This is a genomic window from Candidatus Eisenbacteria bacterium, assembly GCA_013140805.1.
In the GTDB taxonomy this organism is placed as follows: Bacteria; Eisenbacteria; RBG-16-71-46; order RBG-16-71-46; family RBG-16-71-46; genus JABFRW01.
This window is the reverse complement of the sequence record JABFRW010000103.1, coordinates 20,951-47,281: the sequence shown is the minus strand read 5'-3', so window position 1 is coordinate 47,281 and position 26,331 is coordinate 20,951. Positions and strand designations below refer to the sequence as shown.

Sequence of the window (26,331 nt, the reverse complement as noted above, 5' to 3'; positions counted from 1 at the left end):
GCCTACGGGCCCGCGCCGGCTTTGGTCAGCTTCGCTCGAATCGCGTTCATGCGCGTCTCGTTTCGCGTGGCCTCAGCGGTGAGGCCCAGATCGCGCTGGACGGAGGCGACGGCTTCGAGGTCGTCCGATACGTCGGCCGATTCCGGACCGTGCATCTTCTCGTCCATCGCCAGCACGCGCAGGAGCGCCCGGAGCGCCTGGTCGTGCTGGCCCAGCGCGGAGCGGGCTGCCGCGAGGTGATAGAGCGAGAGCGCCAGGGACGGGCTCGAGGCCGAGACTCGTTCGTGAATGCTCACCGAGCGTTGCAGCAGCTCGAGCGCGCGCGGCACGTGGCCCGACTGCAATTCGAGCAACCCCAGGTTCATCCAGCCCTGCGCGACCTCGGGATGATTCGGCCCATAGACGCGGATCAGAACCTCGATCGACTGCTCGAAATAGGGTCGCGCCTCATCGCCTTTCGCATCCTCTGCGAAGCTGATCGCGACGTTGCCGAGGTCCCTGGCGACCTTCGGATGGTCCTCGCCGTAGATCGCCCGGTGAACCTTCAGCGCGGCGAATGCGAACTCGCGCGCGCGATCGAGGTGCTTGGCCTGGGAATTCGCGCTGAAGAGCGCGGTCAGCACATTGCCGGTCAGATGGTGATTCTCACCGTGGAGCCGACGCGTCAGGGTCAGCGCGCGATCGAGGATCGTGAGCGCCGAGTCGGTCTGGCGGGTGTGGAGGCGAATGTTGGCCTGACCGATGAGCAGATTGAGCAGCCGCTCCTCGTCGGGCGGGCGCCGCTGGGACAGCAGCGACAGAGCGCGATCAAGGCCGCGGTTCGCTTCGCCGTACTCGCCCGCATCGTCGAGTGCAGAGCTCGAGTTGCCGAGTGTCGCGATCAGGCCATCCGTCCCGCTCGCTCCGAGTGCTTCGTAGCGCTCCACCGCTTCTGCGTAGGCTGCTCGAGACTCCTTGACCATGCCGAGCTCTTCGAACACGCGCGCCTGCTGAGCGACGCCCTGCGCGATCTCGGCATCGCCGGCCCGCAGGTGCTTGCGCCTCAGTGCCACCGATGCGTCGGTCATGCTGAGCGCGCTGTCGGGGATCCCGAGACTCAGGTACACACGACCGAGTGCTCCCATCATGCGGGCCTGCATCGCGGGTTCGCTCGCAAGTTCATCGCGCACCTGGCGGGCTCCCACGTCGACGACCTGGCGCGCGGTGAGCGTGGCGCCTCGCGTCTTCTCGGGGTTGGCCTGCTCGAACAGATTGACGAGGAATTCGGAGGTGCGCGTGGCGGTCGCGGCTTCGAGGCGCGCGAGTCGCTCGGACTCGACCGAGCGCACGTAGAGGACACCGAGCCCGATTGCCGCGACCACCAGCAGCAGCAGCGCGACGGCGGCGGTCGCGAACAACGGCTTACGCCGTGCCACGAGCTTCTTGATCTGGTACATCGTGCTCGCGGGGCGCGCCTGAATCGGCTGCGAGGTGAGGAAGCGCTCGACGTCGTCGCTGAACGCGGCGGCGCTCGCATAGCGCCGATCGGGCTCTTTCTCGAGCGCGGCGCCGACGATGGTTGTGAGATCGGGGTCGAGCCGCAGCGAGGACTGCCACACCTCGGCGAGCGGACGTGGAGCCTGCTCGCAGATCACACGCACCGCCGAGAGCAGCGAGGTCGCGTCGACGGCATAGGGCCGTTGCCGGGTGAGCATCTCGTAGAGAATCACGCCCAACGCGTAGACGTCGGTGCGAACGTCGATCGCCCCCGACTCGCCGCGCGCCTGTTCGGGCGCCATGTAGGGGAGTGTCCCCTTGATGTCGCCGGTTTCGGTGACCTGGCTGGCGCCGATGTCTTCTTCGGTGATGCGCGCGAGGCCGAAGTCCAGAATGCGCACCATCGCGTTCAAAGGTGAGGAGCCGGTTGCGGACGCGGGTGCGTCGGTCACGATCAGATTCGAAGGCTTGAGATCGCGGTGGATGACGCCGCGCTGATGCGCGTAGTGCACCGCGTCGCAGATCTGGCGGAACAGCCGCAGACGCAGCTCGATCTCGGTGCGATCGGGATTGGCGGGGCGGCTCGTGAGCCACTCCCCGAGACTCGGGCCGCGCACCAGCTCCATCGCGAAGTAGTGGCGGCCTTCGGGGGTGCGCCCCGACTGATAGATCTTGCCGATGTTCGGGTGGTCGAGCCGCGCGAGCGTCGAGGCTTCGCGCTCGAACATCTTGAGCCGCAGGTCGTCGACGATCTCGGTGCCGCGCACCACCTTGAGCGCCACGAGCCGGCGGGGCGAGGGCTGCTCGGCCTCGTACACCACCCCCATGCCGCCCTGGCCGAGGATGCCGAGAATCCGATACTCGCCGATGTGCTCGGGGAGCGCGCGAATCGAGTCGTGGTGCGGCGGCTTTCCGTGTGAGCTAAGAGTCGGAGTGGCGTCTCCGGCCATCGTTTCAGCGTCGGCCGGAGAATCGCCGGGGCGGTCCAGGTCGTTCATGCGACTCCCGTTTCGTGTGCGGGCTTCGAACCGCGCGTCAGGCTCGTGAGCACCAGATAGACGAGCCCCGCGACCGCGAAGCCGAGGAACCATGCGTAGGAGTAGAGCGACTTCCACAACGGCGCGACGCTCGTGAACGTACTCGGGAACGCCTGTGCGAGAAAACCGGGCACGCACGGGGCGATGCCGACGATCAGCGCGATCAGCGCGATCGGGTTCACGCCGCCGCGATACTCGTAGCGGCCGCCGCGACGGTAAAGATCGTCGAGCGACAATTCACGTCCGCGCAGTACGAAGTAGTCGGCGATGAGAATGCCGCCGATCGGCCCGAGCAGCGCCGAGTAGCCGATCAGCCAGGTGAAGATATAGCCCTGCGAACTCGCGAGCAGCTTCCACGGCATCATCGCGAGTCCGAGAAATGCGGTGATGAGTCCGCCGGTCCGGAATGAAATGCGCCGCGGTGCGAGGTTGCTGAAGTCGTTGGCGGGCGAGACGACGTTGGCGGCGAGATTGGTGGTGAGGGTCGCAACGCTCAACGCGACCATGGCGAGGATCACGGTGAACGGACCGCCGATCCGCCCAAGGAGTTCGACCGGGTCCCAGATCACCTTGCCGCCGGGAAAGATGATCACCGTCGCGGAAGTGACGGCCACACCGATGAAGGCGTAGAGCGTCATGGTGGGGGGTAGCCCGAGCACCTGCCCGACCACCTGATCACGTTGAGAGCGGGCGTAGCGTGTGAAGTCCGGAATGTTGAGCGACAGCGTCGCCCAGAAGCCGACCATTGCGGTCAGCGACGGCAGGAACACCGGCCAGAAGGCGGCGAAGTCCGGGAACCGGGACGGCTGAGAGAGGATCGGCCCGAATCCACCTGCCCGCGTGTAAGCCCAGCCGAGCAACGCCAGTCCCACGATGATGAGAAACGGCGCCGAGACCGACTCGAGCCACTTGATGCTCTCGGTGCCCTTGACGATGAACCACACGTTGATGAGCCAGAACACGATGAAGCCGAGCGCCTCGCCGGTGGTGAGTCCGAACCAGGCCGGCAGGACATTCGGCAGGCTCGCGGCTGCCGGCCACAGCTGCTTCGTGAGGGTCCAGAGGGCGGCGCCACCGAACCAGGTCTGGATCCCGAACCACCCGCACGCCACCAGCGCTCGCAGCAACGCCGGAACGTTCGCGCCCAGCACGCCGAAACTCGCGCGCGCGAAGACCGGGAACGGAATGCCGTAGCGAGCGCCCGCATGGGCATTGAGCAGCATCGGCAGCAGCACGATCGTGTTGCCGAGGAAGATCGTGAACATCGCCTGCGACCACGACATGCCGGAATCGATGAGCCCCGAGGCCATGGTGTAGGTCGGAATGCACACCGACATCCCGATCCACAGCGCACAGAAGTGCCACCAGTTCCAGGTGCGCTTCGAGGCCGGGACCGGGGCGAGATCGGAATTCGAGAGCTGATCGCTGGGATTCGAGAGTGCGGCATCGGAAGCGGCCATGCGGACCTCCAACGGACCGAATTCGAGCGGCGCGAAGTGACGCAGACTAGCACGGTCGATCGCTCTCGGCGTGCGGTTGGGTCGTCGCTCGGGGAGCCGTGAAGTAGCGGAATTCTCGTCGCTTGCCGAAGCCTCGTGCGCGCGCCGTTCCCTCGTTCCGCGTCCAGCGCTCGAGATGGCGCAGCTCTCGCATGATCGGGCGGACTGTCACAAATCGCAGGGCTCATGGGATCCATCACGCGAGCCGGGCCGCAGCCCGAAGCTCGAACAGAGGGGGGCATGACAGGTCGCAGGTACCCTGCAGTGATGTGGATCACGGCGTTCATGCTCTCGAGCGTTACGGCGCGCGCGCAAGAAGCGGCGCCGTGCACTACGGCGCCCAGAGTTTCCGGCTACATCCAGATTTACTACAAGTCGCGAGTCGAACGGAGCGGCGACCGTGTGACCGAACCCGACGTGTTTCGATTCGGGAGAGTGAAGATTCAGGTCGACGGTAAGTTGAGTCCCGCGGTTTCGTACGTGGTCGAGATCGATCCACGTTCTCCGCAGGTCGAGGGGTTGCTGCGCGACTGCTACCTGGAGTGGGGATTTCATCCTCATCAAGCCCTGCGCGCCGGACAAATGAAGACTCCCTTCGGGTGGGAGAATCGCACCTCGACTGCGGACCTCTTCACCGTGAACCGAACCGAAGTCGGGGAGTTGTTCGGGCGCGGATTGAAGCTGCGCGACATCGGTGTGGGGTGGTTCGGCCACGTTCCGCTCGGTCGCGGCTTTCGGATCGAGCATGAGCTCACGGTCACGAACGGCGCGGGACTGAGCGTCCAGGCCGACGACGATCGACGGAAGAACGTGTTTGGGAGGCTTGGGTTTCGCTCGAAGCGCCCGAGCGCAACCGTCTGGCTGGGAGTGTCGGGTGCCTCAGGCAGCGTGAACGAGCCGATCGACCCGGGTCCGCCTCCGGTTCCGGGTCTCTCGATCGATTTCAATCGGCTCGGCGTGGACGCGGAACTGGACACGCGTCGCGCACTGGCAGTGGTCGAGTATGCGCGCGGGGAGGAGAACGCAAGCCTTCCCGACCAGGGCGGCACGCTCGACGCCTGGTACGTGCTGGTCGCGGGAAAGACGCGCTGGAACGGTGGACCGGTGGTGCGCTATGACGTGTTCGACACCGACACCCATCGATGGACCATAGGCGTCTACCACGGACTGCCCGGCGCGCCGCTACGTGCGATCGTCACCTACGAGGTGATGTCGGAACCGGACCTGCGTCACGATGACCGCTTGCTGGTGTGGATGCAGGTCCGATTCTAGCGCTCCGACGAACTCGACGCCGCGACTTCGCATGAGCGAAGGGGAGGGCAAATATCCGTGCCGTCACTTCCCGGAGCTGCCTCCCAGCCCTGCCGCGCGACCCCCACAGCCGAACTCCGCCCCCGAGTCGAACCAGATCGGGTGCGGAGTCGGCATTCGAGACGCGTTGATGAAACTCAAGAGTCGCGCTATCGCTTGCGTCTCGCGGGGGACTGCGGGATGAACTTCGCAATGTCCATGCCGAGACGTCCATTCAAGGAGATCCGCGGTTCGACCACGCCAGAAATGGAGCGAAACGCTACACGTCGGCCACCTGACTGCGACATCCGATACAAGAGTTGCGGTGGCCATGATCGCCCCCTTGAGCGCGCGCGCATACAGGACTACGGTGCCCCCTGTGAAGAACTCAACCGATAGTCCTTCTGCCGCCACTGAGCAGATCTGGACGCGATTCCTGAGCGGCCGCTGTTCGGGCGATGAAATCGAGAACAGTCCGATACTCCGACGCTGGGACCGCTCCGTTCGGCTCGGCGCGACCGCCGAAGGGCTGGCCGAACCCGTCGTCGTGCCCGACTCGCAGCGGCTGGTTGCGCTCGAGCCTCTCAAGCCGCTGCTCACCGCTGATGCGCCGTTCGAGGCATTCGCGAGCTCGCTCGCGAATGCTGGATTCTGCGGCATCCTCAGCAGCGCCGATGGAGTCGTGTTGGCACGTCGCATCGCCGAACCGTTCTCCAATCGAATGACGGAAGCGCGACTCATCGAGGGAGCACTGTGGAACGAAGCCTCACGGGGCACCAACGGGATCGGCACTGCGGTGGCCGAACACTTGCCTGTGGCGGTCGTCGGCTTCGAGCACTTCGAGAAGCGTAACCACGTGCTGTGCTGCTATGCGGCGCCGATTCGTGACGTGCGCGGGCGAGTCGTTGGCGTGCTGGATGCGACCGGGCCCGCCCGCGATGCCTCGGAGTTTGCGTTCGCGTCGGTTCAAGCCGCCGCCGCCGCCATGGAATCCGTCTTACGTGCGCGTGCCTATGACGCCTCGATCAGCGGAGGTCTGTTCGCGCTGGAAGCGCTGCTCGCCAAGCTTCCGCACGCGGCCCTGCTGATCGAGACCACAGGGCGCGTGCGTCGCGCCAATGAACCGCTCCTGAGGCTGCTGCCGCGGCGTGACGAGCCCCAGGAGCTTGCGCTGCTGTCCTGGGATGGGCTCGTTCCAACGGCGAGTCCGCGGCTCCGCGAATCCGACGCCGCGTTGCCCTCATGGTTGCGCGGAGTGCGACTCGAGGTCGAGCCGGTCTCCGGCCCCGACGGAGCGATCGCCGCGATCGTGCACTTGCTCGATCGACCCCCGGCCCGGACCTCCGCGCGAGGCCGCGCTGTCGTTTCTCAGGCATTCGCAGCCATCGTGGGAAGCGATCCGGCTCTCATGGCCGCTCGCGAGCACGCCGAGCGCTTTGCGCGCTCGGGGTTACCGATCTTGCTCCAGGCGGAGACCGGCACCGGCAAGGAGCTGTTTGCGCGCGCCATTCATGCGGGCAGTCGTCGTGCCCACGGCCCCTTCGTGCCGGTCAATTGTGGATCGCTCACCGGTACGTTGCTCGAGTCCGAGCTCTTCGGCTACAGCCCCGGGGCGTTCACGGGTGCTGCCGGGGGCGGGCGCATGGGCAAGCTTGCAGCCGCGGACCAGGGGACGCTGTTCATGGACGAAGTGGCCGAACTCTCACCGACCGCCCAGGCGATGTTGCTGAGATTCCTCGATGACGGAACCTACTATCGAGTCGGCGAGGCCGAGGAACGTCATTCCGATGTGCGACTGATCGCCGCGACTTGCCGTGATCTCACTCCGATGCTCGCCGACGGCCGGTTTCGGAGCGACCTGTTCTATCGCCTTCGAGGTGTGACCATCGGCCTTCCGGCTTTGCGTGAGCGATCCGACCGGCGCGAGCTGACCGAGGCCATTCTCGCCGGCTTCGCCAGGCGAAATGAGCAGACTCATGCCCTCGCCGTATCACCGGCCGCTGCGCGATGGGTCGATCATCACTCGTGGCCCGGCAACGTTCGTGAACTTCGCAGCGCGCTGGAGTACGCGGCCGTGCTGGCCGAAGGCGCGAGCCGTATCGAGAGATGGCACTTGCCCATCGAGGCGGAGCCGGCCAGAGCGGGCGAGCTCGAGGGTCTGCGAACCGCCGCGGAACGCTCGGCGCTCCAGCGCGCGCTCGACCGCGCGAACGGCAACATGAGCGACGCAGCGCGGCAGCTCGGAGTCGCACGGAGCACGCTCTACCGGATGCTCGACCGCTTCGGATTGCGGCGCACCGACGAGCTGCCTCGACTCGAGACTGAACCGGCGCCTGCCGAAGCTCCCGCGCCGGGGCCCCTCACCAACCTGTCGGCCTGATTCGCCGCGCGGCTCGCGAGGCCCGCTGTCATCGACCGCCGGGCGAGCTGAACGCCGCGCGGCCCTGTCGCACGGGCTACGTCCTCTGGTCCACGGCATAGCGCTCGCGAATCATCGTCGTGAGTTCGGCCGTCACCTCGGGCCGCGCCACGATTCGGAGATCGCCCTCGAGTTCCCGGATGAGCGCGGCCAGCTCCTGATCGCCGAACACGCGGTCGATCCAGACGGAAACATCGCCGCGCCGGAGATGGTCTTCGACCACGGCCGGTGAGCGGGCCGCGATCGTGACGAACTCCAGCAGGCTGTGCGCTCGCGCTCCGGTCGGCACGTCCGCGTGTGTGAATACGAACGCCTGGCGGGTGGGGACTGGCATGTCCAGGTACTTGTGCCGATGGCGCACGTGCGGAGTGAGACGAGGCGCGACGCGAAATCGCACGAGCCGACCTCCGGCTTCCTCTGCGCCCGGCAGGAGCACCGCCTCTTCGAGCGAGAGATCGGCGAAGACCGTCGACCATTCCGCCTCCGGAGCCTCACCGAGCAGATCGGCCAGCGCGCGAATCTCCTGCGGGTCGGTCTCGCGTGTCACCACGGTGGCTGCGGCGGACGCCAGCACCGCTGCGTGCAGGCGAGATGCGCGATGGGTGACGAACGTGTAGCCCGCGAGCTCGAGGTCGAGCAGCTCCATGACATCAGGATCGTGCAGAAAGTAGTGCGCCTCGTCCACGACAATTCGATGGGGCAGCCCCGACTCGCGCCGATGTTCGCGCAGTCGATGCAGGGTCGCTTTGACGAACTCACGCTTCGCTCCGGCCGCAAGATGCGAGAGGTCGAGCACCAGGCTCATGTCGGCGTGGTGGAGCGCTCGCGCGATGTCACCCGCGTGCGGCTGGGAATCCGCGGCGTCGATCAGCACCACGCCCGGCAGACGGTTGAGCGTCTGATAGTCGCCTTCCGGATCGATCACGAACACGGCGTAGCGTTGGAGGATCAACTGCTCCGCGAGCAACCCGGCGACCCACGACTTGCCCGACCGCGGCTCCCCGGCAATGAGCACGTTACGGCCTCGCACGGCGAGCGACAGAGGCGCGTGGTCCGCCGTGTGGCCGAGCATGAGCGTGCGGCGCCCAAGGCGCTCGGGCGGAAGGCGCGACTGATCGGCGAGGCGTTTCACGTACTCGACCAGAGCGGGAGGGCCGGTGCCCTCGACCACGTCGTCGGCCGCTGCAATCAGCGCCGGACTTCCCCAGCTCACGGCGGCTCCAAGCTCTACGACTTCCAGCATCTGGTGATCGTTCTCCGCGTCGCCGATCGCCACCGCGTTGTGCGGAGAGAGCCGCATCGCCGCGAGCGCTTCTTTGAGCCCCGTCCCCTTGGTGACCGCCTGTGGAAGCACCATGAGCCGCCCGCGATTGAAGTGGATCACCAGCGGGAGGCTCAAGCGGCGGATGATGTCGAGAATCCTGCCCGCCGCGTCCGCCTCGGCCTCGACGACGCACTCACCGGCCGTGATCGCAATGCCGGCGCTCGTGAGTTCGGCGAGGAAGTGGGGATCGGGTGCGGGGCCGAGCAACTGGCTGCGTCCCGATTCGGGGAACAGCAGCACCGCGCCGTTCTCGCCGACGATGGCGTCGAACTGGCGCAAATCTCCGACCTGAGTCCGAAGGTCTTGGATGATCCGCCCGGTGACGAGCAACACGGCGATGCGCCGATCACGCAGCGCGGCGATGGCATCGCGCACCGCAGGGTGGATTCCATTCGCGGTCGAGATGGTCCCGTCGTAGTCGAGCGCAAGCACGCCAAATTTCATGGCGTCGAATTCTCCCGGATTCCTGGGGCGCTTCGCGGGTCGTGGCCGTCGGCCGACAGTATGCGACTTCCGCCCCGCGGCCACCGGAACCGCATTCCGCGGGGTGGCCGTCTCGCCGCGGACGAAATTGGTACGTTCTCGCGATGCCTGACCTCCTCTTCGGCAAATGGCGCACGTTGCTGATCCTTTCGTTCGCGGAACTGCTCGCCATGGCGACCTGGTTCTCGGCCTCAGCGGTGGTGCCGGCGCTCACCCGTGAGTGGCGGCTCGATGATGCCGGCCGCGCGTGGCTCACGATGTCGGTGCAAATCGGCTTCGTGGTGGGGGCTCTGCTTTCGGCACTGCTGAATCTGAGCGATCGCGTTGCCTCGCGCGTGCTCGTCACCGTGTCGTCGCTCGTCGCGGCGCTCGCGACCGAGCTGATCGCGCGCATGGCGACCGGGCTGCCGGTCGCACTCGCGCTGCGCTTCCTCACCGGAGTGGCGCTCGCCGGCGTCTATCCCGTGGGCATGAAGATCATGGCCACCTGGACACGCGCGGATCGCGGGCGCGCGATCGGCCTGCTCGTCGGAGCACTCGCGATGGGCTCGGCGTCGCCTCACTTGTTGCGCGCACTCGGCGCGACCAGCGACTGGCGCGGGATTCTTCACACGGCCGCTGCGCTCGCAGCGGCGGGAGCGGTGCTCATCGCCGTGTTCGTGCGCGAGGGGCCAGAGCGCGTCGCGGCACCGCCCTTTCGCTGGCGCTACGTGGCCGAAATCGCGCGTGATCGCGAGATGGTGCTCGCGAATCTCGGCTACCTGGGCCACATGTGGGAGCTCTATGCGATGTGGACCTGGATCCCGGCGTTTCTCATCGCGAGCTTCGCGGCGCGGGGGATCGCTTCGTCGAGTGCCAGCCTCGCCGCGTTTGCGGTGATTGCGGTGGGCGGCATTGGCAGCTTCGCGGCCGGCGTGTTCGCGGATCGCATGGGGCGCACCACGATCACGATCGTGTCGCTCGCGATGAGCGGCGCGTGCTGCCTGGTGGCGGGAGCGCTGTTCGGAGCGCCGCCGTGGCTGCTCATCGCGCTGTGCCTCGTGTGGGGCTTTGCGGTGGTCGCCGATTCGGCACAGTTCTCGGCGTGCATCAGCGAGCTGTGCGAGCCCGCCTTCATGGGCACGGCGCTCACGCTGCAGACGAGCCTCGGTTTCCTGCTGACACTCGTCACCATTCGCCTGGTGCCGCTGATCGAAATGCGATCGGGATGGGGCTGGGCATTCGCGATGCTCGCGATCGGTCCGGTCGTGGGGGCGTGGGCGATGGCGGCGCTGCGCGGCTCGCCACGCGCAGGACGGTTGGCGGGAGGACGGGGGTAAGCCCGTGCGAGGCCCGACCTAGCGAATCACCGCGACTCGAGCCGTGGCAGAAGTGGCGCCACGTTCGTCCACTGCCTTGAGCAAGTAGATCCCGGTCCCCAGGTAGCCAGGGTCCCAGTGAATGGGCCGCGAAGTGCCGGGCCTCAGCGACGAGATCCGGCGGCCACTCAAGTCATAGAGGTCCAGCTGGTCGATGGAGAGTCGATCCGCTGCCACGTTCCAGGACACGCCCGACACGCACGGGTTCGGCCAAACCTGCAACCTGGAAGCACCGGCTTCCGGCGGAGCGCCGACTCCGGCTGGACCGCGCGGATGCTCCAGGATCCAGCTCTTCAGGCCCGACTGAATGGAGACTTCGAGGTCGTAGAAGATCTCAGCCACGCCGTTCTTGTTCAGGTCGAAGGTCTGCAGTCCAAAATGATTGTCGCCGGTGGGGTTCTGGTAGACATCGACCAGATTCCAGTGACCGGGGGAGCCGGGCGCATAGATCCAGAAGTGCTTAGCGCCTTGCATCAGGTATTTCCGCTTGCCAGACCCGTCCAGATCCGCGAGCGCGTTGCAGCTCGAACCGATGTATCCGTCCGCCATCGCAAGCGAGTCAACGAGAGCGAACTGGTTGTCCCCGGTCGCTTCGTAGATGCGCGTGGTCCAGCCGAGAGCGGAGTTGCCCGCGATGAAGAGCTCCGGCTTGCCGTTTCCGTCGGTGTCCACGCCTCCCTCCGCGCCGTACGCGTTGGACATCCCGGTTGAATCCGTCCAGGTACGGCTCCAGGTGTTGTCGGCCGAGGACTCGTAGACGGAGATGTCTCCAGAGACGCCACTGAACGCGATCTCGGTCAGACCATCACCGTCGAAATCGCCGATGACCTTCTCTCCGCTCGCGGCGCCCGGTTCCACGATCGTGTGATAGACCTCGGCGAAAGAGTTGTCTCCGGTGTTCTCATAAATGAAGAGCTCGGAAGACCCGCCGAGGAGATTCATCGAATGGATGATCTCCGCCTTGCCGTCACGATCCGTATCGCCGATCGCCGTGAAGCCGACGATGTTGGACATCGCAGGAGAGGTCCAAACCAGATTCGTCGGGTAGGTCGAGGCGTCGGAGCTTTCATAGACGTAGACGTAAGAGCCCTGCTGGCCGATGATCTCTGACTTGCCATCCGCGTCCAGGTCGCCCACGGCGTAGGGGAGGAGGGGATCTCCGGAATACTCATCCGCGTAGACGTTATTGCCCTGGGCTTCGAGGATCCGGTAGTGATAGGTGAAGTTGTCGTTGACGTAGACGATCACCTCGTTACGACCGTCATGGTCGGTATCTCCGAAGGTGGCTTGCTGATAGAGGCAGGGGAAGGCTTCTGCGATGCGGTCGAGTGGGAAGGCCGCCTGCGTGATCGGCTCATGCCGGATGGACGCGTACGGGGCGCAGATCAACCCCGGTGGCAGAAGCGCTCCGCCTGCATCGAACAAGGGGACCCGCTGGAGGAGCGACTCTCCCTCCGCACACAAAGCCGGCCGGCTCGCGAGAATGAGAAGCAGAGGGACCAGGAAGAGGATTGAGAACCGACGTTGCTGAGACATCACACCCTCCGATTCGCACGGCGGCCCGCCCTGTCTACACTGAGAACCACGCCAAGCTAAGACTACGCTCCACCGGTCCCCTTCGCGACCCGATCGTTCCAGCTCTCGAACGGCTTGCCGCGTGTGTCGTCCGCCATCGTGATGCACCCCGGGACTGGGCAGACGGCCGCGCACAGATTGCAGCCCGTGCACTCGTCCCAGTCGACCCATGTCACGTTCACGCCGCTGTCCTTGGCGCGCGCGATCGCGGCGTCCCGGGTCGGTGCGCGATGACCGGCGGGCAACGGATGCGGGCCGGTGTGGATGCAGTCCACCGAACTGTCGCGACACGCCACCAGGCACAGGTCGCAGCCGATGCACTTGGCCGGGTCTACGTGCGCGGCGACCTTGTAGTTCAGGTCCAGGTCCCCCCACTCGGAGTAGGCACCCACCGCGCGGCCGCGCAGCTCGCGCACGCTCTTCATGCCCTTCTCGTCGAGGAAGTTCGTGAGCCCGTCGATCAGGTCTTCCACGATTCGGAATCCGTAGTGCATCACCGACGTGCACACCTGCACGCTGGTCGAGCCCATCGCGATGAACTCCGCGGCGTCACGCCACGTCGCGATGCCGCCGATCCCCGAGATCGGGATCTTCACCCGCTCGTCGCGCGCAAGGGCCGCCACCATGTGCAACGCGATCGGTTTGACCGCGGGGCCGCAGTAGCCGCCGTTGGTCGAACGATTGCCGACCACGGGGTAGGGGACCATGCGATCGAGATCCACGCCGACGATCGACTTGATCGTATTGATCAACGATAGCCCGTGCACGCCGGCTTCCACGGCTGCGATGCCGGGCTCCAGAATGTCACCCACGTTCGGCGTCAGCTTGATGAGCACCGGCACTTTCGAGTACTCGACCGCCCAGCCGGCGACGGTCTTGAGCACTTCCGGCTCCTGGCCGACGGCCGACCCCATGCCGCGCTCGCACATGCCGTGCGGGCAGCCGAAGTTCAGCTCGATGCCGTCGGCGCCGGCGTCCACCACCTTGTGGATGATGTCGCGCCAGTCCTCGCGTGACTCGACCATCAGCGACGCAATCACCACGTGCTTCGGGTACTTGCGCTTCACCTCGCGGATCTCGCGCAGGTTCACTTCGAGCGGTCGGTCGGTGATCAGCTCGATGTTGTTGAAGCCGACCATGCGCTGATTGCCGACGTCGATCGAGCCGAATCGGCTCGAGGTATCCACGATCGGCTCCCCAAGCGTCTTCCACACCGCACCGCCCCAGCCGGCGTCGAACGCCCGCATGATCTGATCGCCGGTGTTGGTCGGCGGAGCACTCGCGAGCCAGAACGGGTTGGGGCTCTTGATGCCCGCGAAATCGATGCTGAGATCGGCGCTCATACGTGCCCCGCATTCATGGGCGCGCCTTCGCGCACCGCAATCCCGATGGCCCTGGCGATCGCGCGTGCGGCGCGTTTGCCGTCCTGTACCGCCGTCACCACGAGGTCGCCGCCCCGCACGGCGTCGCCGCCCGCGAAAACTTTTGCGTGGCCCGTGGCGCCGGTCTTGGGGTCCGCCTTCAGGCGACCCTTCTCGTCCACCTCGATGCCCTTGAATCCGGCCGCTAGAGCCGCGAGCTTGCCCTGCCCGATCGCCACCAGCGCGAGCTCGCACGCGATGCGTCGCCCGTCGGCCAGCGTGATCGCGACGAGCTTGCCGGCCGCGTCGCGCTCGAACGACTTGGGGACCGCGCGCTCCACCAGCACCACGCCATCGATGCGCGCGTGCTCCATCTCGTGCGCGTAGCCGCTCATGTCGGCCGCAGTGCGGCGGTAGAGCATCGAGACGGACGGAACGCGCAGCCGCGCCAGCTCGCGCGCGGCATCGATCGCGGTATTGCCGCCGCCGATCACCACCGCGTTCGTCACGCCGGTCAGCGTGAAGTCGCGCTGCAGCTTCATGCGCTCGATCCAGGCGACCGCACCTTCGACGCCGGCGCCGTCCTGGCCGGGCACGCCGAGTTGCGTATCGTCGCCGAGCCCGACGCCCAGGAACACGGCGTCGTAGTCCTTCACGAGCTGCTCGGCGGTGACGCCGCGGCCCACCTCGACGCCGGTCTTGATCTCGACACCGAGCGAGCGCACGAACGCGACCTCGCGCAGCGACGCCTCGGCGTGCATCTTGTAGGGAGCGACGCCGGTCGTATTGAGCCCGCCCGCCAGCTCACGCTTCTCGAATAGCGTGACGCTCGCGCCTTCGAGAGCGAGATAACCTGCGCACGCGAGCGACGCGGGTCCCGCGCCAACGCATGCGACTCTCTTTCCGTTCGCCGGAGCCTTCGAGAGCAGTGCCGCCGACTCGCCGCGAGTCATGACCGTCTCGGTCGCGTAGCGCTGCAGGCGCCCGATCGCGATCGGCGGGTAGCGGTCCCACGCGTTGTAGACACACGAGCCCACGCACAGCACCTCGACCGGGCACACCCGCGCGCACGAGTCGCCGAGCAGGTTCGCGGACAGGATGGTGCGCGCGGAACCCCGCACGTTCTCGGTGCCGATCTTGCGGATGAACGTCGGAATGTCGATGCCGGTCGGGCACGCCTGGATGCACGGGGCATCCTGGCAATAGAGGCAGCGGTTCGCCTCGGCAATTGCTTCGCCCTTGGTGTAGAGCGGCTTCGCGTCATCGAGCTGCTCCTCGAGTCGCCCGCCATTCAGATGAGGGCTCACAGCGTGACCTCCGGATGGTGGGCGAAGTGCGTGGGTTTGCGCGTGAGCAGCCGACCGCTTCCGCGGGTCGTCATGAGCTTCGTGCCGTCGAACGCCACCGCTCCGGCCACGATGGTCGAGGCGATGCGCCCGACGGTCTCGAAGCCCTCGAAGATGCTTCGATCTGCCTTCGAGTGATGGGTCCTGGCGCTGCGCGTGCCCTTGGCCGCGGGGTCGAAGACCACCAGGTCCGCATCCTTGCCGACCGCGACCGAGCCCTTGGACGTGAGCCCGAAGATGCGTGCGGGAGCGGCGCTGCCGAGCTCGACCATGCGGCACAGGTCGAAGTGACGCCCCAGCACACCGTAGGTGTGCAGCATGACCAGACGATCCTCGATGCCGGCGGCACCGTTCGGAATTTTCGTGAAGTCCTCGAGACCTGCCTTCTTCTGCTCGTGCAGAAACGGGCAGTGATCGGTGCCGACTGAGTCGAGCAGGCGATTGGTGAGTCCGCTCCACAGTGCTTCGTGGTGGCCCTGACCCGGAGGCCGAATGGGCGGGCTCATGACGTACGCAGAGCCGCCGAAGTCGGGCTTGTCGAACACGGTGTCGTCGAGCAGCAAGTACTGCGGGCAGGTCTCGCCATAGCAGTGCTGGCCGCGCAGCTTGGCGCGCTCCAGTGCCTGCATGGATTCGCGGCACGTCATGTGGACGATATAGGCGGTGGCGCCGTGAAGCCGCGCCATCATGAGTGCGCGCTCCGTCGCTTCGCCCTCGACCGAACTGGGGCGCGAGACCGGATGAAACTCAGGCCCGGTGCAGCCCCTCGCGAGCAGCGCGCGCTGCAGATGCCACACCGCTTCGCCGTTCTCGGCGTGCACGGTCACCACGGCGCCGAGCTTCGCTGCATGCTGCATCACATCATAGAGCGCGCCGTCGTCCACCATGATGGCGCCCTTGTAGGCCATGAACACCTTGAAGCTCGTGATGCCGTGGTCTTGAACCACCGAGCGCATTTCGTCGGCCGACTTGGGCCCCCACGACGTGATCGCCATGTGGAAGGTGTAGTCGGCGACTGCTTTCGAGGCGCGCATCTGCCAGGTCGCGAGTGCTGCGAGCATCGACTCGCCGGGCGCCGGAATGCAGAAGTCGATGATGCAGGTGGTGCCGCCTGCGACTCCCGACGCGGTGCCGGTCTCGAAGTCGTCGGCGGAGACGGTGCCCATGAACGGCAGTTCCATGTGCACGTGCGGGTCGATGAAGCCCGGCATCACGTACTTGCCGAGCGCGTCGATCACCGTGTCGCCGGTGCGGGGCTCGAGCCGCGACGCCATCTCCGAGATCCGACCGTCGTCGCACCTCACGTCGGCCCCAAAGCGCTCACCCGCGTTGACGACTTCGCCGTTCTTGATCAGCAGGCCCACGTCGTGTACCTCCCCGCGATGCGTCGTCGATCAGTAGTTCGCCCAGGTCCCGGGTGTGACGAGTTCGAGCGAGTGTCCATCGGGATCGCGAAAGTACAGGCTCTTCCCGCCGCGCTCCCAGCTCACGCGGCTCTCGACCTGGACGCCGTGCTCACCGAGTGTGGTGGCCCACTGCTCGACCGCCTCGCGCCCGATGGCGAACGCGATGTGCAGCGGCCCCGCGCCGTCGTGCGGCGGGATGAACCCGTCCTCCCACTTGAAGCCCTCGGCCGTCGCGCCACGTCGGAACAGCAGCAGCACGGTCGCACCGTTCGCGTCGAACGCCGACAGCCGCTCGCCGGTCGAGAGCGCCGTCAGACCCAGCACGTCGCGATAAAACGCGACGGCGCGTTCCATGTCGTCGACGTACAGCGCGGTCTCGAGGACGCGATCGATGCGGGGGCTGGTGCTCACAGGGCGGTCAGTGGCTCGTAGGTCTCGGGACGCCGGTCGCGGTAGAACTGCCAGATGTTCCGCACTTCACTGATCAGGTCCAGGTCCATCTCGGCGACCACCAGCGCGTCGTCGTCTTCGTTGGCCTGCGCGAGGAAGTTGCCGCGCGGGTCCACGAAGTAGGACGAGCCGTAGAACTTGCCCAGGTTCCAGGGCGCTTCGGTGCCGGTGCGATTGATCGCGCCCACGAAGTATCCATTCGCCACCGCATGCGCCGGCTGCTCGAGCTTCCACAGGTACTGCGAGAGTCCCGCCACCGTGGCGCTCGGATTGAACACGATCTCGGCGCCGTTCAGGCCCAGTGCTCGTGCGCCCTCGGGGAAGTGGCGGTCGTAGCAGATGTACACGCCGATCTTCGCGTAGCGGGTCTGGAACACCGGGTAGCCGAGATTACCGGGCTTGAAGAAGAACTTCTCCCAGAACCCCGAGGTGTGCGGGATGTGGTTCTTGCGGTACTTGCCAAGGTAGCTGCCGTCGGCGTCGTAGACCGCGGCGGTGTTGTAGAGCACGCCCGGCATGTCCTTCTCGTATACCGGCACCACCACCGCCATCTTGTACCTGGAGGCGATTTTCGCAATCGCGTCGGTGGTCGGACCCGGCACCGACTCAGCCGAGTCGTACCAGCGCTTGTCCTGCCCGGGGCAGAAGTACGGTCCGTTGAAGATCTCCTGCAGGCACAGGATCTGAACGCCCTTCTTGCCGGCTTCCTCGATGAACGGCACGTGCTTGTCGAACATCGCCTGCTTGATCTTCTCGACGGGCTGCGACTCGTCGTTCAACGGATTGCTGCACTGGATCAAACCGCCGATCAGCTTGCGCGGCATGGGGGCCTCTCGAGGGTGGGAACGAAGGGTCGTGACTAGAACCAGCGAGTGATCGAGACCTTCTTGTCGGTGTAGAACTCGATCGCGTCGAGACCGTGTGCCTTGAGATCGCCGTAGAAGCTGCCCTTGGCGCCGCCGAACGGGAAGAACGCCATCGGGGCCGCGACGCCGATGTTCACGCCCAGCATGCTGGGCTCGACGTGCCAGCGATACTCGCGCGCCCACTTGCCGCTCGAGGTGAAGATGCTCGAGGCGTTGCCCAGCTCGTGGCGCTTCACGATCTCGACCGCCTCTTCGAACGTGCCGGCCTTCATCACGCACAGCACCGGTCCGAAGATCTCTTCGCGTGCGATCACCATGTCGGGTTTCACGTCGATGAAGATCGAGGGTCCGAGGAAGTAGCCATCGGGGTTTTTGGGGTCCTTGAAGGCGCGACCGTCGAGCGCCAGCTTGGCACCCTCCGCGACGCCCTTCTCGATATAGCCCAGCACCTTCTCGCGATGCGGCTGCGAGATCACCGGGCCCATCGTGACGCCGGATTCGAGGCCGTCGCCGACCTTGATCTTCCTGGCCTCGTCCACGAGCCGCTTCGTCATCTCGTCGTAGGCCGAGCCCACCGCCAGCACGACGCTGTTCGCCAGGCAACGCTCACCGGCGCAACCGAAGCACGACTCGCTGCTGACCTGCGCGGCGCGATTCATGTCGGCATCCGGCATCACCAGCACGAAGTTCTTGGCGCCGCCCAGCGCCTGCACGCGCTTCCCCTGCTCGGCGCCGCGCTTGTAGATGTAGTGAGCGATCGGCGAGCTTCCGACGAACGAGACGCCGGCGATCCCGGGATGATCGAGGATTCCGTCGACTGCATCCTTGGCGCCGTTGACCATGTTGACCACGCCGTCGGGAATGCCGGCCTCGTGCAGCAGCTCGAAGATTCGGACCTGCGACATCGGCACGCGCTCGCTCGGCTTGACGATGAAGGTGTTCCCGCACGCGATCGCGTGCGGGAGGAACCACATCGGCACCATGGCCGGGAAGTTGAACGGCGTGATCGCCGCGAACACGCCCATCGGCTGGCGATAGGTGTAGCAGTCGATGCCGGTCGCGATGTCCTCGAGCGCGCGCCCCTGCATGAGCGACGGAATGCCGCACGCCACTTCGACGTTGTCGATCGCACGCCGCACGCTGTTGCGCGACTCGTCGAGCGTCTTGCCGTGCTCGAGCGTCACGATGCGGGCGATGTCGTCGAGGTATTTCTCCATGAGCCCGCGCAGCACGAACAGCGGGCGCACGCGATGGACCGGAGGAGTGGCGCGCCACGCGGGGTAGGCTGCGAGCGCCGCCTTGACCGCGCGGTCCACGTCGGCCGCTCCGCCCATCGGAACGCGGGCGAGCAGCTGGTGGTTCGCGGGGTTGCGCACCTCGCCGAACTGGGTGGCGCTCGAATCGACCCAGCGCCCGCCCACGAAGTTCTGCAGCGTGCGCGCGGTGGTCGTGGTGTCGCTGCCATTGGCCAGCGTCTGCTCGCGAGGTGCCGTCATGACCGGATGCCCCTTTCCTGAAGTCAGCCGGCCAAGTCGGGGCTCACGGGCACCGGATCTCCCAGCGAATCGTCGCAATGGCCGGGCGCCCGATGGCGCCATCAGCGATGAATGAAGCGAGGCAACGATACACCCGGACGTGCTCCCGAATCACCTCGGCGACGCGTCGCGGAGCGCTCGCGCTGGAGGGTAGGCTCAGCGAACGAGGGCAACGCGCCGAGCCGTGCTTCCGTGCGACGTGCGCACGAGCGCGAAGTAGATGCCGCTCGGGAGTCCGTCTACCGCGAGCCACTGCGCGTGCCGGCCCACGGGCAGCCGCCCGAAGCCGGTCGAATCACGCAGCCGGCCTCGAACGTCGTAGAGCAAGAGTTCGACCGACTCGGGCCGATCCAGCACGAATTCGAAGCGCACCCGCCCGCGCGCGGGATTAGGGCCGACCGACAGCAGATGGAGTGCGGGCCCGGCCGGAGCGCGCGGCGTCGGCACGCCCACCACCGGCGCGGTCACCAGGCTCTCGGCCATCACGCGCTCGAACAGCAATTGGTGAGCACCGTCGTTCAGGTGAATTCCGTCGCCGGCGGAATAGCCCGAATCGATCGTTCCGTCGGGGTTCGCGACCGTGCTCCAGAAGTCGATCGCGCGTGTGCCGAAGCGCGTGAGGGTCCAGTCGCGCACGACCATCAGGCTCTCTCTCGCCGCAGCACTGAGGTCACGCGGCTGAGTGGTCGTGACCCACACGGGGACTTCGGCCAGTTCCGCGAGTGCGACCACGCGCTCGTAGTTCTCGAATTGCTCCGCCAGTGTGTAGCCATTGGCCGCGTCGTTGCTCGGCAGGTTGATGATGAGCAGGTCGGGCGCCAGACCGAGTGCCGTCGTGATGTTGTGAGTCGGGTCGGGCGAGGGGCGCCCCGCCGGGGCCACGAACCCGGTCGGCTGAACGTGATAGGTGGTGAACCCGCCCACCGCGAGATTGGTGACCTGATGGCCGGGGAAGATCTGTTGGACCGCGGCGCGGTAGCGATTGACCCACGCACTGTCGGGGTGCGAGGGACCGATACCGGCGGCGGTCGAGGAGCCGAGCACCACGATGTGCCGAGTGGTGTCGGTGCCGGGTGGAGGTGAAGCGACCACGATGCCTGCGGCCAGCACCCGATCGAATAACAGGCGATGTCCCGCGTCGTTCGGGTTCACGCCATCGCCGCTCCCGTAGGCCGGGTCGATGCTGCCGCTCGCAGTCGCGAGCGATGTCCAGAAATCGAGTGCCTTGGAGCCGAACTTCGCGAACGTGTAGTCGCGCATTGCCGCCAGGCTATCGCGCGCGGCCGGAGCGAGATCGCGGGGTTGTGGGGTCGCGACCCACACCGGAACGCGAGCCGCGTCGGCGCGATCGAGCAGGCTGTCGAAGCTCGCAATCTGTTCCCAGCTCGCGAACCCGCTCGCCACGTCGTCGCCCGACAGGCTGATCACGATCGCGTCGGGATCGAGCGCGAGCGCCGCCGTGATGTTGTGCGCGGTGTCCGGAGACGGACGCCCGGCCGGCGGTGAGGTTCCCGTGGGCCGCAGGTGATAGCCGGTGCTGCCGAGCGTCGCCAGATTGACGAGCTGATGGTCGGGGTTGAGCGCGGTCAACGCGACTTCGAATCGTTTCACCCACGCGCTGTCGGGGGTCGAAGCGCCCGCACCGAGCGCGGTCGAGGAACCCAGCACCACCAGGCGCCGTGCCGTGCCGGGGTCGGCATGCGCGATCCCGGTGGACAGCGCGCGCGGCCCGAGAACCAGCAGAAACGCAAGAGCGGCGGCCGCGCGAATCCGGACAGCGGAGTTCAAATGGTTCCCCTCGTTGCCGGGATCGGGTGGACTGAGGTGAGGCGGGCGATGATTGTCGCCGAAGCCCTGCCCCTCGGCCAGTCCGATTTCGCAGTTCGACTTCTCGCGTTCGCAAACGATTCGGCCGAGGCGCGAGCCCCGGCCGGTTCGAGAATCTCAGGGTGCTGAACGACCTACTTGCCGTTCATTCCCCACATCAGGTTGACGCCGAGCGTGAACTCATTGACGTCGGCGCCCGGGTCGTCCACAGGAACCATGTGATAGGCGCCATTCAGGCCCCACATCATGTTCCCGCTCGAGATGAAGTTCATACCGCCACCGAAGTTGAATCCGAGCTTGCTCTCCGAGCTGTCCAGCGTGCTCGTTCCGCCGCTCGAGGTGCCCTTCAGGTTGTAGAGTCCCACACCCGCCTTGGCGTAGGGCTTCATGTTGCTATTCGACGGGATGAGCATGACCGCGTGGCCCGTGGCCTGAATCGCGCTCAACTTCACTTCGGCATTCGGCCCGAAGGACGCATTGAGATCTTCCGAGCCGTTCCACGCGTGGTAGCCCACATCGCCACCAAATCCCCACTGGTCGTTGACCATGTAGGTCCCGACCGCGCCGAGGTTCCAGCCGGTCGCGGCGGCATCGCCGAAGTCACCGCTGGGAATCGCACCGCCGGCGTTCGCGCCGAGCCAGAACGAGCCCGCGGCATTCGCGGCACCCACGCTACAGACCATGATCGCCGTCGCAAGGATCAGAGACTTGAACTTCATTTGAGGTCCTCCCTTTCGGAGCGGCCCCGCCGGACAGGTTGCGGGGCACCCGCTTGTTTTCGGCGCCGGGGCGGGGAGGCTTTACCGCGGAATTGGGTCCAATTCCCGGCCGCCCGCCGGGGGGCGGCCGCTGCCACCCTGACAAGACGAAGGGCCCGAGGCGGTTAAGCCCCGGGCCCTCGCACTTCTGAAGCGTCGACTGAGTGTCGCCTACTGGCTCACCACCACCACGCGGCGTGTGCCGGTGAAGCTTCCGGCCCGCAGGCGGTAGAGATAGACCCCCGAGGCAACCGGGCGTCCCGCGGCATCGCGGCCGTTCCAGCGCTCGCTGTGAGTGCCGGCCTGCAGCATGCCATCCACCAGCGTGCGCACCCGGCGTCCGCTCACATCGAAGATCTCGAGTGCGGCGTGCGTCGAGGTGGGCAGCGCGAAGCGGATCTCGGTTCCACTCGCACGCACCGGATTCGGCTGTGCCGGAGCGAGCCACGCCACCGACGGCGCGGTCGGATTCGTGACCGCCACCGCCAGCGTGGTGTCCGGAACGCCATGCAGCGTCAGGCACCACTGCGCGATGTTGCCGAGGTCCTGGCCGGCGTTATCCGAGACGAACAGCGTCCAGGTGCCGTTCGACGGACTGCCCGCGAAGTTCGCGAGCGTTCCGGGTCCGTCCGGCGTGTTCACCGACGGATAATTCCGCACCAGGTTCGCCAGCGATCCACCGGTCCGGTTGTGGACCCGCACGGTGGTCGCACCGTGACGGAGTTCCACGATCAGGTCGCCGATGAAGGTGTGCGGAATGTTCACCGACAGCTCGACCGACGCGACCGTGAACGCAGGCGCCACGATCATGTCGCTGGTCACGCCGACCGCATTGTTGTCCGGAATCGCGGTGCCAGGCGTGAGGCATGCCTGGAAGATCGGCTCCGGGTAGAGGACCAGGTTGACGTGAGAGACGGTCGAGTTCTGCGCCAGCGTGACGCCGGTCTGGTTCGCGGTCCGATAGCCGGTCTTGGACGCGCTCACCGTATAGGTCCCCGCGTACTGGCCCGAGAACGCGTAGTTGCCGGTCGAATCCGTCACCATCGACGCACCGCCCGGAGACAGAGTCACCGTCACGCCCGAGTAGTTCGACTGCGCCGCGATGTAGACCCGACCCGACACGCCACTGGTCGGCGGCGCTTCGGGGGCCAGCAGGTACTGCACCGTGTTCTCGAGCAGGTTGGTGCGGGTCGCAAGGTCGGACACGAGCTTCCAGTCGAATCCGAACAGCACGATCTGGGCACTCTGCGGTGACGGCGTGTTGTCGTACACCAGAATGCCGCCGTTGCCCGGCTGCGCCGTCACGCCGTACACGATGTATGCGGGCGCGGCCGGCTTGTACGAGTCCTCGCTCGCGAATCCCACGTAGGCGATCGGGAGCGTGGTCGGCAGCACGTTCGGGATGTTCGCGATCGGATGACCGGCCTGACCCGCCAGCTTCTGGAGCGAGCCGGCGTTGTCGGCGTCCCAATCGATGGTGTGCAGCACGTTCGCAGCGAACGTCGGGTAGCCCGGCGTGCTCGCTCCGTCGTACTCGACCTCACCGCCCTCGACGAGCAGCTTGCCGCCGCCCGCCACGTAGGCTTCGAGTGCCGCGCGGTACGGTGCGTTGGCGACCGGATCCAGATTGCTGCCGCTCGACGAGATCACCAGACCGTAGCTCGACCAGGTGGCCGAGTTCGAGGTGAACGCGGACTCGAGCGTCGCCGTGAAGCCGAGCGTGTTGAGCGCCGCGGCGAGGTTGACCGCCGAGGTGATCTGCCCGGCCGGCGTCGACTTGGCCTCGACCAGCGAGTTCTCGCCCTTGGGCGTGTCCTCGGGGCTGCGCAGCTTGGAGCTCGCGTGCGCCGCAACTTCGTCGTTGTCGAGCACCAGCACGGTGCCGCGGCTCGCGATGATCGTGAAGCTGTGATCACCCGAGGGCGGGCTCGTCGCCAGGTTCGGAACCGTCGCCACGTCACGCGCCGTGATGCGATAGGCGATCACGTCGCCCACGATCACCTGCGTCGTGTCCGACGGGAAGGTGCCGGCGTAGTTGGTGGTCAGTCCGATGCGCGGCATGTAGAACGGAGCCTTCGGAGCGGCGTTGATGCTCCAGTCGACCCGCACCGAGTCGTGGTTCACGCCCAAATTGTCGGTGACTCCGGCCTGAATCGAGGCCGGCCACTGAATGCGCGGGAAGGTCGCGCGGGGCGTGTGCACGATGACCGGCGGCGTGACGTCGGCGCCGACGTGGAACTGATGGAACGAAGCCGGCGCACCGGTCGGATGCGTCGCCGTGCCGTTCGAATTGTCGCGCGCGATGATGTAGTACCGCACGTTCACGTTGCTGAGCGGTCCCGGGATCGCCGCCGAGTATTCGTTCGGGTTGGCGGTCGCCGTCATCAGGAGCGAGTCGGTGAAGCTGCCCGTGGTGCCGTAGTGCACCTTGAGCGACGAGACGTCGAGCGGCTGAGCCGACGTAATGGTCGCCGTGATGGTGTAGGGACCCGCGGTGTTCTCGGTGTCGGTGAGGGGCGTATGCGTGATCGTCGGGATGAAGTCCTCGGCGTTCACGAAGCCCCAGGTATCGAACACCGTCACCAGCGTGCCGACGTGCGTGCCACCATAGAGGTCGAAGTCGGACTGGATGATCTGCTGGGCCGCGTCCGCCATCGTCGCCGAGGTTCCGAGTGCGAAGTGGTGGTCGAACACGACGCGATCCATGACCGTGCGGCCGAGGATCTGCCAGGCATCGGTCAGGCCGGAGCACCACAGCGTGCCCGAGTCGTGGACTTCGCCGCAGCAGTTCTCGGGGTAGTGGAGCGTCGGGTCGATCAGCAGGCGCCCGTCCCAGAACTCGTTGTGACCGTCCCAGTTGAACACGAAGTTCGGCTGGTAGAGCGGGAACAGATCGCGGGAGTACGAGCCGGCGATGTAGTCGCCGAAGCCTTCGCCCATCGCGCCTTCCTGCCCGCCACCCCAGCCCGGAACGATGTTGTCCTGGATCGAGTGGCCGTACTCGTGCACCACGATGTCGGTGTCCTCGGCGTCGTCGACGCCGCCTTCGCCGAACGCGATGCGCTTGTTCGACGGGATGTAGTGCGAGTTGTCCGCGCCGCTCAGGCCGTGCGTGTCCATTTCCTGCACGCGGTTGTTGATGTTCGTGAAGCCGAGGCTCTGGATGTACCGCTGATAGTTGTCGAGCTGGTAGTAGTCCATCACGTCTTCGAACGCCTGCGCCGAGCGCTGGAAGCGGAAGCTGTCCGGATGCGTCGCGGTGTAGGGCGTGACGACCGGCGACTCGAACTCGATGATGCGCGCGAACGGTCCCGACAGGCTGTAGGTGCCGGCGGTGTTCGTGATGTCGAGCAGCGTGCGAATGTCGTAAGCACCGGGGAACGGGATGCCGGTGTCGGCGTCGGCGTTGTCCGGCAGCGAGGGGTTGTTGAGCTTGGTCTCCGGATCCGGATCGAACACCTGTCCGGTGCCGGTCGCGTAGACCATCTGGTCTTCGACGCCGACGATCGAGCCGGACTGCGCATCGACTGAAACCACCCAGTCGCCCATCGGCGCTTCGACTGGAACGCTGACCCGGTAGACGAGACGCGGCCGTGACGCGAAGTTCACGATCGCCAATTCGGCCTGGAACTCGCCGAGCGGCTTGCCGGTCGGCTGCACGGCGTCGATCGCGCGCGCGAGCGCTTCGGCCTTGCCGAGCGTCGGCTTGGTCGCGAGATCGAGACCCATCACCAGATTGTTGTGCACCGACGAGATCTCACCCGACGGCGCGACCTTGACGACGATCTCCGACCGATAGACCGGGACGCCGTTGAAGGTCTGGTTCCAGCGCAGATGGGTGCCGGAGGGCGAACCCTTCTCGTAGGCCAGCACCAGATCGCGCTCGATCTGATCGGGCGTGAAGCCGATCGATCCGGCGTTGGCGAGCAGGAACTCACGCGCCGCCAGCTGCGGGGCGATGTTGCGCGCCTGAGCGACCGGGGCCGAGTGGCGCCAGTAGCGGCGCAGCAGGCCGGACTCGGCGCCGAAACGGCGCTGGATCGCGCCTTCGACCTTCATGGGCTCGAGCGCCTCGGCCTCGCGCATGGAGGCCTTGCGGGCCGTGAGCGCGGCGGACTTTTCGTCCCGCACCGGCGCGCGCTTCGCTGACGCCGGAGCGGCGTGCAGCACAGCGAGCAGCGGAAGCGTTGCGATCGCGAGAGCGGCGAGTCGCGTGATCGGGATGGAACGCAGATGTCGGTGCATGGGGGACGAACCTCCGAGGCCGATGTCGGAAAACCTAAGGGCGCGCGGAAGGAAATCCCGCCGCGCGCCCTTAGGT

General features: G+C 66.4%; 16 protein-coding genes. 3 read left to right on the top strand and 13 right to left on the bottom strand.

Annotated features, from left to right (window positions below; translation table 11 throughout):
- Positions 1-2 precede the first annotated feature (2 nt).
- Complete coding sequence (locus HOP12_08875; protein NOT34266.1) at positions 3-2,474, bottom strand: tetratricopeptide repeat protein; 2,472 nt, start codon at positions 2,472-2,474, stop codon at positions 3-5.
- Complete coding sequence (locus HOP12_08870; GenBank protein NOT34265.1) at positions 2,471-3,973, bottom strand: NCS1 family nucleobase:cation symporter-1; 1,503 nt, start codon at positions 3,971-3,973, stop codon at positions 2,471-2,473. Before HOP12_08870 ends, HOP12_08875 begins: the two co-directional genes overlap by 4 nt.
- 279 nt (positions 3,974-4,252) lie before the next feature.
- Between HOP12_08870 and HOP12_08865 the strand changes: the two genes are divergently transcribed.
- A complete protein-coding gene (locus HOP12_08865; protein ID NOT34264.1) occupies positions 4,253-5,284 on the top strand; it encodes a hypothetical protein in 1,032 nt (343 codons plus the stop codon).
- A gap of 397 nt (positions 5,285-5,681) precedes the next feature.
- A complete protein-coding gene (locus tag HOP12_08860; GenBank protein NOT34263.1) occupies positions 5,682-7,682 on the top strand; it encodes a sigma-54-dependent Fis family transcriptional regulator in 2,001 nt (666 codons plus the stop codon).
- Positions 7,683-7,758: 76 nt separating this feature from the next.
- Here the strand turns inward: HOP12_08860 and HOP12_08855 are convergent, their stop codons facing one another.
- Entirely contained in the window at positions 7,759-9,489 is a 1,731-nt protein-coding gene (locus tag HOP12_08855) for an HAD family hydrolase (GenBank protein NOT34262.1), read from the bottom strand.
- A 143-nt stretch (positions 9,490-9,632) separates the two neighbouring features.
- Here HOP12_08855 and HOP12_08850 point away from each other — a divergent pair, with 143 nt between their 5' ends.
- Positions 9,633-10,847 (top strand): MFS transporter, encoded by a 1,215-nt coding sequence (locus HOP12_08850; protein ID NOT34261.1) that lies wholly within the window; start codon positions 9,633-9,635, stop codon positions 10,845-10,847.
- Positions 10,848-10,865: 18 nt separating this feature from the next.
- On the opposite strand, the gene HOP12_08845 is transcribed toward HOP12_08850, so the two are convergent.
- The 10 genes from HOP12_08845 to HOP12_08800 all read right to left on the bottom strand — a co-directional run bounded on the left by HOP12_08845 (position 10,866) and on the right by HOP12_08800 (position 26,255).
- Positions 10,866-12,422 carry a T9SS type A sorting domain-containing protein gene (locus tag HOP12_08845; GenBank protein ID NOT34260.1) on the bottom strand — a complete coding sequence of 519 codons (1,557 nt, stop codon included), beginning with the start codon at positions 12,420-12,422 and terminating at the stop codon, positions 10,866-10,868.
- Between the two features lie 62 nt (positions 12,423-12,484).
- Positions 12,485-13,804 (bottom strand): NAD-dependent dihydropyrimidine dehydrogenase subunit PreA, encoded by a 1,320-nt coding sequence (gene preA / locus HOP12_08840; GenBank protein ID NOT34259.1) that lies wholly within the window; start codon positions 13,802-13,804, stop codon positions 12,485-12,487.
- Positions 13,801-15,129 (bottom strand): FAD-dependent oxidoreductase, encoded by a 1,329-nt coding sequence (locus HOP12_08835; GenBank protein NOT34258.1) that lies wholly within the window; start codon positions 15,127-15,129, stop codon positions 13,801-13,803. Before HOP12_08835 ends, preA begins: the two co-directional genes overlap by 4 nt.
- Entirely contained in the window at positions 15,126-16,532 is a 1,407-nt protein-coding gene (gene hydA, locus HOP12_08830; GenBank protein NOT34257.1) for a dihydropyrimidinase, read from the bottom strand. Before hydA ends, HOP12_08835 begins: the two co-directional genes overlap by 4 nt.
- Positions 16,533-16,562: 30 nt before the next feature.
- Entirely contained in the window at positions 16,563-16,985 is a 423-nt protein-coding gene (locus HOP12_08825) for a glyoxalase (protein NOT34256.1), read from the bottom strand.
- On the bottom strand, positions 16,982-17,848 hold the full coding sequence (locus HOP12_08820) for an acyltransferase (protein NOT34255.1): 867 nt from the start codon (positions 17,846-17,848) through the stop codon (positions 16,982-16,984). Before HOP12_08820 ends, HOP12_08825 begins: the two co-directional genes overlap by 4 nt.
- Positions 17,849-17,883: 35 nt before the next feature.
- Positions 17,884-19,386, bottom strand: coding sequence for a CoA-acylating methylmalonate-semialdehyde dehydrogenase (locus tag HOP12_08815; GenBank protein NOT34254.1), 1,503 nt, complete (start codon positions 19,384-19,386; stop codon positions 17,884-17,886).
- A gap of 195 nt (positions 19,387-19,581) precedes the next feature.
- Positions 19,582-21,213, bottom strand: a complete 1,632-nt coding sequence (locus tag HOP12_08810) for a hypothetical protein (protein NOT34253.1) — start codon at positions 21,211-21,213, stop codon at positions 19,582-19,584.
- A gap of 173 nt (positions 21,214-21,386) precedes the next feature.
- Positions 21,387-21,971: a porin family protein gene (locus HOP12_08805; protein NOT34252.1), complete on the bottom strand. Its 585-nt coding sequence runs from the start codon at positions 21,969-21,971 to the stop codon at positions 21,387-21,389.
- Between the two features lie 210 nt (positions 21,972-22,181).
- Positions 22,182-26,255, bottom strand: coding sequence for a T9SS type A sorting domain-containing protein (locus HOP12_08800; protein ID NOT34251.1), 4,074 nt, complete (start codon positions 26,253-26,255; stop codon positions 22,182-22,184).
- Between the last annotated feature and the right edge of the window lie 76 nt (positions 26,256-26,331).

Bases quoted from the DNA above. Each gene is read 5' to 3' on its own strand.
- HOP12_08875 (NOT34266.1), bottom strand. From the start codon at position 2,474: ATGAACGACCTGGACCGCCCCGGCGATTCTCCGGCCGACGCTGAAACG.
- HOP12_08870 (NOT34265.1), bottom strand. From the start codon at position 3,973: ATGGCCGCTTCCGATGCCGCACTCTCGAATCCCAGCGATCAGCTCTCG.
- HOP12_08865 (NOT34264.1), top strand. From the start codon at position 4,253: ATGACAGGTCGCAGGTACCCTGCAGTGATGTGGATCACGGCGTTCATG.
- HOP12_08855 (NOT34262.1), bottom strand. From the start codon at position 9,489: ATGAAATTTGGCGTGCTTGCGCTCGACTACGACGGGACCATCTCGACC.
- HOP12_08850 (NOT34261.1), top strand. From the start codon at position 9,633: ATGCCTGACCTCCTCTTCGGCAAATGGCGCACGTTGCTGATCCTTTCG.
- HOP12_08845 (NOT34260.1), bottom strand. From the start codon at position 12,422: ATGTCTCAGCAACGTCGGTTCTCAATCCTCTTCCTGGTCCCTCTGCTT.
- preA (NOT34259.1), bottom strand. From the start codon at position 13,804: ATGAGCGCCGATCTCAGCATCGATTTCGCGGGCATCAAGAGCCCCAAC.
- HOP12_08820 (NOT34255.1), bottom strand. From the start codon at position 17,848: ATGCCGCGCAAGCTGATCGGCGGTTTGATCCAGTGCAGCAATCCGTTG.
- HOP12_08815 (NOT34254.1), bottom strand. From the start codon at position 19,386: ATGACGGCACCTCGCGAGCAGACGCTGGCCAATGGCAGCGACACCACG.
- HOP12_08805 (NOT34252.1), bottom strand. From the start codon at position 21,971: ATGAAGTTCAAGTCTCTGATCCTTGCGACGGCGATCATGGTCTGTAGC.
- HOP12_08800 (NOT34251.1), bottom strand. From the start codon at position 26,255: ATGCACCGACATCTGCGTTCCATCCCGATCACGCGACTCGCCGCTCTC.